This is a genomic window from Phaeodactylibacter sp. (assembly GCF_040219495.1).
In the GTDB taxonomy this organism is placed as follows: Bacteria; Bacteroidota; Bacteroidia; order Chitinophagales; family Saprospiraceae; genus Phaeodactylibacter.
On sequence record NZ_JAVJSK010000147.1, the window covers coordinates 37,926 to 48,622 of the forward strand.

8 protein-coding genes and 1 tRNA gene are annotated in these 10,697 nt (G+C 50.9%); 4 read left to right on the forward strand and 5 right to left on the reverse strand.

The features are described from left to right. Positions 1 to 14: 14 nt before the first annotated feature. The 3 genes from RIC19_RS23850 (at position 15) to RIC19_RS23860 (ending at position 3,997) form a co-directional block, all read left to right on the forward strand. Positions 15 to 1,106: a chorismate mutase gene (locus RIC19_RS23850; RefSeq protein ID WP_350180900.1), complete on the forward strand. Its 1,092-nt coding sequence runs from the start codon at positions 15 to 17 to the stop codon at positions 1,104 to 1,106. 397 nt (positions 1,107 to 1,503) lie between these two features. Next, entirely contained in the window at positions 1,504 to 2,697 is a 1,194-nt protein-coding gene (locus tag RIC19_RS23855; RefSeq protein ID WP_350180901.1) for a hypothetical protein, read from the forward strand. Positions 2,698 to 2,833: 136 nt separating this feature from the next. Then, complete coding sequence (locus RIC19_RS23860) at positions 2,834 to 3,997, forward strand: methylmalonyl-CoA mutase family protein (RefSeq protein WP_350180902.1); 1,164 nt, start codon at positions 2,834 to 2,836, stop codon at positions 3,995 to 3,997. Between the two features lie 88 nt (positions 3,998 to 4,085). Here the strand turns inward: RIC19_RS23860 and RIC19_RS23865 are convergent, their stop codons facing one another. From RIC19_RS23865 to RIC19_RS23880, 4 genes are all read right to left on the reverse strand, one after another. After that, entirely contained in the window at positions 4,086 to 5,051 is a 966-nt protein-coding gene (locus RIC19_RS23865) for a fasciclin domain-containing protein (protein WP_350180903.1), read from the reverse strand. Between the two features lie 143 nt (positions 5,052 to 5,194). Continuing rightward, positions 5,195 to 5,791 carry an SGNH/GDSL hydrolase family protein gene (locus RIC19_RS23870; RefSeq protein ID WP_350180904.1) on the reverse strand — a complete coding sequence of 199 codons (597 nt, stop codon included), beginning with the start codon at positions 5,789 to 5,791 and terminating at the stop codon, positions 5,195 to 5,197. Further along, on the reverse strand, positions 5,781 to 6,737 hold the full coding sequence (gene queG, locus RIC19_RS23875; protein ID WP_350180905.1) for a tRNA epoxyqueuosine(34) reductase QueG: 957 nt from the start codon (positions 6,735 to 6,737) through the stop codon (positions 5,781 to 5,783). The genes RIC19_RS23870 and queG overlap by 11 nt, the downstream gene beginning before the upstream one ends. Positions 6,738 to 6,752: 15 nt before the next feature. Next, positions 6,753 to 9,338: an AsmA family protein gene (locus RIC19_RS23880; protein ID WP_350180906.1), complete on the reverse strand. Its 2,586-nt coding sequence runs from the start codon at positions 9,336 to 9,338 to the stop codon at positions 6,753 to 6,755. 190 nt (positions 9,339 to 9,528) lie between these two features. Here RIC19_RS23880 and RIC19_RS23885 point away from each other — a divergent pair. Further along, positions 9,529 to 9,603, forward strand: a tRNA-Val gene (locus tag RIC19_RS23885). A gap of 246 nt (positions 9,604 to 9,849) precedes the next feature. Here the strand turns inward: RIC19_RS23885 and RIC19_RS23890 are convergent. Next, entirely contained in the window at positions 9,850 to 10,338 is a 489-nt protein-coding gene (locus RIC19_RS23890; protein ID WP_350180907.1) for an RNA polymerase sigma factor, read from the reverse strand. Positions 10,339 to 10,697: the final 359 nt, after the last annotated feature.

Consider the following 10,697-nt stretch of genomic DNA (forward strand, 5'->3'; position numbering starts at 1 on the left):
AAACTCACGTAATCATGGACATGACTTTCCAACCTCTACTCAAGGATAAACCGACGAACAAGCCGCTGATTATTGCGGGCCCCTGCAGTGCCGAAACGGAAGAGCAGGTGATGACCACTGCCCGCGCCCTGGCTGGCCAAGGCATCGATTTATTTCGTTCGGGCATATGGAAGCCCCGCACCCGCCCGGGCGCCTTCGAAGGTGTAGGCACCGAAGGGCTGAGCTGGCTGCGCCGGGTGAAACAGGAGACCGGGCTAAAGGTGACAACCGAGGTCGCCAATACGCAGCACGTTTTCGAGGCCCTCAAGCATCAGATTGATGTGCTTTGGCTTGGAGCACGCACTACCGTCAACCCCTTCTCCGTACAAGAGGTAGCTGATGCCCTGAAAGGCGTGGACATACCGGTGCTCATCAAGAATCCCATCAACCCGGACTTTAAACTGTGGGTAGGTGCTATTGAGCGCATCTATAAAGCAGGCATTACCCGAATTGGGGTCATCCACCGGGGCTTCAGCTACCACGGAGATACCAAGTACCGCAATGTGCCGCGCTGGCAAATCGCCATTGACCTGAAGCGGGAATTCCCGGACCTGCCGATTATTTGTGACAACAGCCATATCTGTGGGCGCAGGGACATTCTGAAGTCTGTTGCCCAAAAAGCACTTGACCTCAACTTTGATGGCTATATGACTGAAGTCCATCCTGACCCCGATCAGGCTTGGAGCGATGCTGCTCAGCAAATCACCCCAGCTCAGTTTCTGGAAATGAAGGAACAGCTGATTTTCCGGCAGCTCACCACTGACAATACGGAGTTTCTGGAAAACCTGGAGCACCTGCGGCACGAAATTGATGAGCTGGATGAGGAAATGCTCAACCTGCTCAGCAACCGGATGCGCCTGTCCGAACGCATCGGTGAGTACAAGCAGCGCAACAACATCGCGATCCTGCAAACCAGCCGCTGGAATGAAATCCTGGAACGTGCCGTCACCAAAGGTAAACTCAAAGGCCTGAGCGAAGAATTTATCACGGTGTACCTCAAGGCGGTTCACCAAGAGTCTATCAACCACCAGGAAAAGGTAATGAACCACAACCGGACTGAAGCGTAAGATTGGGCTCCGCTCTGCAGACCTATGGAGCGGAGCCTAACACAAAACCCTTCAAATCAATTAAATACAAATAACAATAACTTAAATTTTCAAAATACCGGGTATGCGGTATGGAATAAATAGCAGTAAATCCTATATTTGTATCAAAGAAGGCGACCACCCGATTGATTAGGTATTCCCTAACATGAAAGGTGCCTTCAGATTTATTGATCCCTTAAACTACATAATCCCATGATAAAGCAGGTATGTCCTGGTTTAAACACTCTGTGTGTCCCACTCATCTATCTTTCCGCTATTTCAACAAGCAGCTTTTAATGATTAAGTTTGGGTTGATGTTCCATCAACCTCAGAAATTGTTTGGTCAACCATGATGACCAGTTAGCAGAAAGAGTAAGACATGCGAGTAGTAATCCCAAAACAAAGAAAAATACTTCTGTATTTCTGCCTGTTGCCTATTGGGCTATATGCCCAGACTGAGGCAACGGTCAGTTCCCCCCAATGGCCTGTACTTACGGGCACACACGGTACTGTAACCTGTCAGGAAGAATGGCAGGTACCACCACCGGTTTTATCTTACCCGCCGTCTGAATCAATTGCTTACTCTTTTGAAGACCAGTACTTTAACCTGAGCTGTCAAAGCCAGGGCTGGCAAGGCTATTTTGCCTGGTCCAACTGGACCAGCGCAGCAAGACATGGTGACGGTGGGGTAGATGTCACCGGAGCTCCCAATTCAGTATTAGTCGAAGGGGCTAATAGTGCTTCAATCCTTCTGACGCCCGGAAGCCAGGCAGCTTACGAGCTTGCTATTCCGGCTGACGGATTTGTCAGATTTGATTGGAGTTACGTTGGGGGCTCCTCTTTGTCTAAACACACTTTTATAGTGTCTATCAATAATGAAGCTGTACAGGCATTGCGCCCCGGGCAGCCTTCCAACACATTTTTTTCTTCTTTCCTGAACACAGGAGACACCTTAAAGCTTTGGGCCCAAGCGGGCCATCAGGGTTTTGAAATCAGGCTCTCCAGCTTCGAGTTTTTGAGCAATGCCCTTGGCGTGGTAGAGCGTTCCTGGACGGCTATGGACAGTGAATCGCCCATTAGTACGTTCACACAGCTGATTGCCATCGAAAAGCCGGCGATGGATAACATTCTATTTCCGGAATCCTACGATGGACTTGAAGCACCTTTATTAGAGCACCCCGCTCGTTCGGGGCCGGACTACACCGGCTTTCCGGTCATTGACACTGATGGGGACCGGTTGACTACACACGATCAGATTGACCTGGGTGAGGAATCCTGTAGTTTCCTGGCTACCTGGGATGATGAAACACTATTTGAAAACGGGCTTTGCATCATCTACCGTAAGTGGACGGTGCGGGACCTTTGCGGGCAGAATGCTTATCAGGCTACTCAAACCCTGAAAGTAGCGGGCGGCTGTCCGACTTGGGGCAACCCGATCCCTCACTTGTATCAGATAAGCGATTTTCCAGAGCCTGATTTTGATGATTGGGCACCGGACCACCGCACCCTGACAAAAGCTATCTTTCCTGAAGAAAGCTGGCTAAATGCCCCGCTGACGACCCTGTACCCTTAGCATCTATAAGCAGGCGGTACTACTTCCTGCTTGTAGGTTTGTAAAGGGTTTCTTATTACAGGACACTTTGATGGCAGAGAGCAACGGCTCTCTGCTTTTTTTATTTTAAATTGGCAGTGAGCAAAAAACGCCGCTTATGAAAAACCTACTTGAAGAATTTCCGGCTGTAGACAAGGCAACCTGGGTTGCCAAAGTGGAAAAAGACCTGAAAGGTAAACCACTTGAAGATTTATTTTGGCACCTGGGCGAAGACCTTTCCATTGCCCCGTTTTATCATCCTGAAGATATGAGCCATCAGGCTACCGCTCCGCTCCTTGCCGGCAGGCGGGACAATGACTGGGAGATCGGAGAATACATCAACGTATACGAAGACACGAAAAAAGCTAATCAGGAATTACTGGAAGGGCTTAAAGGGGGCGTGCAGGCTCCCCTCTTCCGATTGTTCCACCCCCTTAATGCGGGCCGGCTAAACCAATTGCTTGAAGGGGTGGCCCCGGAAATGGTCACCCTCAACTTCAGCGAGCACTATACCGAAAAGCAACCCGCTCAACTTTTCACCCTGCTCCGGGCATGGTACAAGGAAAAAGGGGTAACAGGCCCCAGTGCTAACTTCACTATTGATTTTGACCCTATCCTTGACTTCCCCAAGCTCCCGGTTGAGCTGATGGCTGAACTCATTAAGTCCTGCGCGGCAGAGTGGCCAAAGGTTCGCCCCCTGCAGGTAAATGCCAAAACCTTCCACGGCGGGCCTGAGCAAGTGGTGGAAGAGCTGGCACTCACTATGGCTAAAGGGGCTGAGTACCTGTCGTTACTTACTGCTCAGGGAATAGACCCTGACACCAGCAATCAGCACATGCAGTTTGGTATTGCGATCAGCAAAAGCTACTTCGTGGAGATTGCCAAATTCAGGGCGTTGCGGCTCCTTTGGAGCAACATCCTTAAAGGCTATGGGGTGAAGGGCAAACAACCGTTCGTAGTGGGGCACTTTGCGCAGGAGTCGCAGGATGAAAACCCGAATGCGAATATGATCCGCGCCAGCACACAGGCTATGTCTGCAGTCATCGGAGGGATAGACCGGCTCTACGTACTGCCTTCCAGTCATGCGCAAAAAGAAGCAGATACGCCCTTTAGCCGGCGCGTAGCCCGCAACCTGCAGCATCTGCTCAAAATGGAAAGCCATCTTGACCGGGTCATCGACCCCGGTGCCGGCAGCTATTATATTGAAAAGCTTACCCGGGAAATTGCCGACCGTGCGTGGGCCCGGTTTCAGGAACTGGATAAAACCGAAGCCTTTAAGTAAACCCTGAAACCGCCTAAGCCATAACACAAAGCGCCATCCGGATCCAATCCGAATGGCGCTTTTCTTATTCACTTATTACTGCGGGAGCTTATGGCAAGAGTACCGTGTCAATAACGTGTACGACACCATTCACGCCCTGAATGTCAACTGCAACTACTGTAGCAGTGCTGCTGCCACCTACAATTTGTGGTGCATCGGGGTTAGAAAGGTCGACCTGAAGGGTCTCGCCTTCTGCTAGGGTGCTTACCATCATTCCGTCAGTGAGATCCGTAGAGCGTGCATTCACACCGCTGCTTACGTGGTAAGACAGTACGGTTTCAAGTGTGCCAACCGGAATGTCAGCGAGTGTTGTCCAGTCATCGTTGGTATCCAGCAGTGCCTGAAAGGCTTCGTTGCTTGGCGCAAATACGGTGAACGGACCATCGCCTCTCAGCGCAGTTACAAAATCTACGGTCAGGTCGCTGCGAGTCAATGCAGCTACCAGTGAAGATAATGCCGGGTTGGAGGTAGCAAAGTCTACAACATCAGGTGGTAGAATCACTTCGTTTACGCCGTGAATCACACCGTTATCTACATCCACATCGGGAACTACGACTTCAGGACCACCGTTAAGGATAACACCATTATCCAGGTTGACGTACAGGCTTGTAGTTGCTTCTCCAAAGCCGGTCGCGCTCAACGTTGAGTAGTAACCACTCATCAAATCGGAAGAAGTCACTTCACCAGAGAGTACATGATTGGTCAGCACGGCAGTCAGCGTTGCTGCTGGAATATCATCCAGGCTGTTCCAGTCCGGATTGCTGGCAAGCAATGCCTCAAATGCTGCATTATCAGGTGCGAACACTGTAAATGGACCATCGCCAGACAATACACCGTCGAGCCCGGCAGCAACTACTGCATCCGCGAGGATGGTGTAGTTATCGCTATCTACCGCGAAAGAAACAATAGTGGTAGGCTCTGGCATCGGATCCGTATCGTCATCGTCATCGCAGGCAGTAAATGTAAGTGCGGAAAGAGCGAAGATGGCGAGTAGCCACAAATTCAATTTTTTCATGTTTGCTTTTTTAATTGATTGGAGAATTATCATCATTCGTGTCTTCTAACGGAGAGGCCGAATAGAAGTTCACAGTCAGTTAACATGTAACTCCCGGAAGACACCGAAATGCCAATTCTTTTACAAAACCTGCAAAAAGCAATCTATTCATACAACATTTCCCGGATTTGGCGGGCAAGGGCCAAATGGCTCTGTGATGAAGGGGGATGAAAAAAGTGGTCACTATTCAGCGTGGGTGCGCCCTGCCTTTCGGCGAAAGCCGTAACTGCCTGCCGGTAAGCAGGGTCAGTGGCGGATACTACAATAAGCAGTTGGAGCCCGGGATGGGCACTAAGAAGTTGCCCAAGCGAGTTGAGGTGCTCCCGAAAAGCTTCCAAAGGGGCTTCCAGAGCTTCGTCGTCGTGGCCGATCTCCAGGATCAACCCTTCGGGCCCTCGCTCTAAGAGCAAGGGCAGGCGTTGCAGGAGCCCTGGCAGGGGCTCTCGGGAAATACCGGCATTGACTACCCTTTCTCCCAACTGATCAGCATAGCCCGTTCCGAGATCCGCCCCCTGTCCTGCCGTCCAGCTGCCCCCACAAACGATCCAGCCTCCGTGCGGCTTCACATCCGGCAGCCTGTCCTCCGTATACGGCTCTCGTTCGGGGGCCGGCTGTACAGGCGCGGGAGCATCCGTATTTTCCACAGACGGGCTGCAGCTCCAAAGGAGGAGGAGTATGCCGATTAGCCAGTTATACTTCATGGCCCGTATTTTTTGGTGGGTGTTTCAGAAACTCGATATTACGCTTCAACCCGGAGTACTTTGTGCGTTTCACTGCAGATTTCTGGAAGAGCTCCCGGAAAACGTCTTCGGTAATCTCTTCCCAATCCCGGGCAGACAGTTGAAGCAAATCGGGGTGAGGCTCGAATTCGGGCTCGTCGTGTTCCTTGCTGAAGCGGTTCCAGGGACAGACTTCCTGACAAATATCGCAGCCGAACATCCAGTTTTCGAACTGGCCCCGGTAGGCCTCTGGTATCGCCTCCTTCAGTTCAATGGTGAAATAAGAAATACATTTACTGCCATCCACCACGTAACCCTCCGGGCTGATCGCATCTGTGGGGCAGGCATCAATACAGCGGGTGCAGGTGCCGCAATAGTCTTTTATGGGGTGGTCGTACACCAGGTCCAGGTCAATGATCAACTCTGCCAGAAAGAAATAAGACCCGGCTTTGGGATTGATCAGTAAGGTGTTTTTACCGGCCCACCCCAGGCCGGAGCGCGCTGCCCAGTCGCGTTCCAGAACGGGGGCAGAATCTACGAACACCCGCCCATCCACTGCACCGATCTCCGCCTGAATGAACTTCATCAGGTCCTTAAGTTTATGCTTGAGGATGAAGTGGTAGTCTTTGCCGTAAGCGTATTTGGAAATCTTTGGAGCCTCGGGGTCCTCTTGTGTGCGGGCCGTGTGGTAATTGTACATGAGGGTCACCACTGTCTTGGCGCCCGGCACCAGCTTTCGGGGATCTACCCGTTTTTCAAAGTGGTTTTCCAGATAGTTCATCTCCCCATGCATGCCTTTGTTGAGCCAGGCCTCCAGCCGCCGGGCTTCTTCATCCAAGCGCGTTGCTTTGGCAAAACCGATAAAGGAGAAACCAAGTCGCCGGGCCTCTTCCCGGATCATTTGGGTATGCAGGGTTTTGTTACTCATCGGGGCAAAGGTAAGTCACCGGCCGCCGACCTCAAAGTCCAGGTATTCTTCATCTTTCGGATCGTAGGTATCGTGCTCGTATTCGGGGATATCCTTCCAGTCTTCCGGTTCTTCGATGAACTCCACAATACCGAACTCCTGTTCAAGCGCCCGTTGAATTTCCCGTTTGCGAAATGTGCTCCGTTCAAAGTCTTCCTGTACCCGTTTCTTGGCAGAAGTGATGTTGTAGTCCTCCAGCGTGCCCAGCATAGCATAGTAAAGGTTGAAAAAACCAGACCGGCGGGCAGGCTTAGGCCTAAGACCCGGGTCGTGCCTGCGGAAGCGGTCCGCCAGTACCTGTCCGGCATTCACCTTGAGGTAATACGCTACTTCATTATCAAATGAATGTTCCCCGCTGATGGTCAGGTTCAGGGCATTACTGCGGATGAACATCACTGGCAGGTAGAGCCGGCGGTTCCTGATCTCCAGAAAGTTTTGCATATCAACAAAGTTAATTTCCCGCAGATCACCGATGTGTACAAAGTCGGAAAAGTCCTCGAGCATTTCGAGTTTTTGCAGGGTGCCATCAGAAATAGCCACTCCGGAAAGCACCCTCAACCGGTCCATCAGAAAAGCGCCCTTTTCGTCCCAGTAGGCATAGATAGCCACTTTGGCTTCCAGCTGCCCGTTCAGGTGGCGATCGGTGAGCACTTCCTGCCCAAAGTTTTCAGCCTGCCTGAATAAGGTACTGACATCGATGCTTTCGCATACGAGGCGGGCGGTTAGCTTTGGAGCGGTTTCAAAAGCTACGTCCCCGTCCAGGTTCACCTGTCCGCCGAAGGCAGCAATTTCTCCCAGCACCTTCATGGCGTTCGACCGGAAGGTAAGTTTACCCTGAAAATCCTGCCCTTCCATTTTTTGGTAGTTGAGTGCTTCGATATTGGCATCGAAGGTGCCATTGAGGAACCCAAAAAACAAAGCCTGCCGCTCCTGATGAGCCAGGGAGTCCTGGGATAGAGCAGGTTCTGATCCGGTGCTGGCCGTCAGCGCTACCGCATTCATCAGGCGGTCGATATCCAGGTTTCTGCCCAGCAGCCGGGCATCAAACTCCAGCTGTGCGCGGCTGGAGTTGGCCGAATCGGCAAAAAGGACCGGAAGGAGGTTAAAAGCGACCCCCTCAAAGGTGAGGTCACTGCCTGCCCCTTCCAGGCGCAACCCCTCAATACTCAAGCGGTTGCCTTCGAGCAGCAGGGTTCCACGGTCCAGGATCAACTCTTCTTCGCCGATGACCAGCCCTGCATCATCAAACTCCAGCGTACCACTGGCGGCTACGCGCGTGATGCGGCTGGGGTTGATAATATCCTGGTACCGCCCTTCTATGCGGACCCCTTTAAACTCCACCTCTCCGGAACCGTCGGTGATATTGGGTTTGCCCAGCAATCCGTAAGCAGATTCCAGTGGCAGTACACCATCCAGGTAGAACTTTACTTCCGGGTCATCAAAATTAAGCACCTCGGCTGTCAGCTCAATGAGTTCCCGGTTGAAGTACGCCTTGAACTGGTCGAGCCGGAAGACCGAGGATTGGGAATTGCGGTACTTGCCATTGGTGAAAACTGCCTGCAGGCTGACGTCTTTCAGCGGTTTTTCGAGCAGGCTGCTCTGAAGCGTTCCTTCTTCCAGGCCGAACTCCACCCGGACTTCAGGTTGCTGCTGTGCATTGTATTGCCCTTTGACGATCGCATCAAAAGCAAACCGCCCTTTACTGCTAAACCCCTCCAATTGCCGGGCGTAGGTAGCGGGTAACAGCGCCAGCACCCCCGCAAGGTTCCCATCTTTAGCGGTAGCAAAAAGGTCAAAATAGGTGCCGGTTTTCCAGGATTCCACAGTGCCATCTACCTGAAAGGCATTGCCTTCTACCTCCAAAGCACCCCGCTGCAGCTCATAGGTGCCGGCATCAAGATTGACCGACAGACTAATCTCGTAGGCGAGTGTTTTTTCGGGCAGGTAGCGGACGCCATCCAGGTTCACAAATTCAGACCGGATCTGAGCTGTACTTTCGAGTTCGAATGCCGTATTGGAAAAAGCCCCTGAGAACGCAGCGGTTTCGACCATCGCTTTTACCTGCTGATCCTGCATCAGGTCAGTGTACTCAATGGACACCTGCTTCAGGCTGGCTTTGGTAAGGTTGATCTTTGTGGAAGCGCTGCTTTCTTCCTGCTCGGGTCCTGCCTTGAAAATATCGTAGTTGGCCCTCCCCTTTTTGTCAATCAGGATACGTAGCGTGCCCTGCTCTACCACAACGGACTCGATTTCCAGGCTCGATTTAAACAAGCTGAACAGCCCGAACCGGAAGCCAACCGTTTCGGCCTTTAGCAAAGGGTCCCCGGCAACATCTTCCAAGAGCACCCCTTTGAGATCAGCAGAAAGATTGGGAAAACTACGGAACAGGGTCAAATCGAAGCCTTGTACCGACAGTTCGGCTGTCAGTTGTTGATTGATAGCTCTGGTGAGGGTCCGGCCTATCCGTTCCTCGAAGAAGCCGGCGATGACCGCCACAGCCCCGATCAGAAGGACGAAGGTGATGGACAAAATAATCAGCAGGCGTTTCATAATTTTTTTCATGGCAGCAGTAGTATTTCAAAGCCCTGAAAATAAGCGTTTTCAGACTAAAAAGAGGAAACGTTTTTTCACTTCCGAATATTTTTCTCCAAATTTTTTCCTGCAAAAGCTTGCGCAGTATTTGTTTCGCCTCTATATTTGCACTCGCAATTGACGCATAGCGCAGCATAAGAGCTGCAAGCGTACAAAAAAAGGGCGGTTAGCTCAGTTGGTTCAGAGCACCTCGTTTACACCGAGGGGGTCGGGAGTTCGAGTCTCTCACCGCCCACTAAGAAAGGGAGCACATGCAGATGTGCTCCCTTTTTTTATTGTCCCGGGAGGTCAGTAGACCGGTATTGGGCACACCCGCTGAACCTTCATAGCCGTTGACCCTGCACTATTGTTTTGTGAAGGGGACAACATGCGATTTCTCCGAAGTCTTGCAGTGCTTACTGACCTGTCTCTAATTTTCATTTGATACTTAAAAAGCACTGGACTTTGGGAAGCCCCGCAAGATCACAATGACCTTCGGCTTTCAACGCGGCATTAAGACCTGATTGATTTTCAGGCGAGCGCGGAGGGCAAGTATCGACTGTTGCAACTTTGTATCCTTGGATTCCGCTCCTGCTATCGGTACTTCATCTATCATGGGGTATTGCGCTATTGCTCTCTCCAGACGGGCAAGATTTTGCTCGTGTTTGTTATCGTCAGCATTGAGCTCCAGTTTTAAAGCCTTGATTGCAGAAGCCTTCCAGGTGGGGTCTAACGATGAAGCATACCCGGCAATCGTATCGATCAATACATTGAAAACCCAGGGCAGCGCCCGGTCTTTGGCAATATCTATTGATGGAGCGTTATCCCATGCTTTAATAAAGGTTTTGACCAGCAAGTCTTCTGTTGCATCATTCGTTTGTCCAATCCGTTTTACAGTTCCGTAAACAATAGGGCTGTATTCTTCGTACAACCATTCGAGCGCTCTTTTTTCCTGCTTTTTCAGGAGAGCCATCATTTTTCGCTCGTCCATTTAGTGTTGTCGTTTTTTATTCCGAACGCGGAGTATACCGCTGCCAGATCGTGTATGGGCTATACATAGATGCTTCAAACACTAAACCAAAATACAAATCACTGGAAATCAGACTTTTGTCCAACCCCGGTTATTCGGGCATTTTTTTAATTAGATAATTTTTATTAAATAAAATAAAACGGTATTTAAGTTTGATTGGCCTGAGATTGCTTATATTTAGAGCGTGTTGGGACTTTTGTCTTCTAGTCGAAAACTAACAATTTTTTGGTTAGACGAGGCACGAAAACCGGAGTTTAGCCTTAGCTAAATGAGGATTTTCGGGACGAAGTATAAGCGAAAAAGTGTAGTTTGCAGGCCGA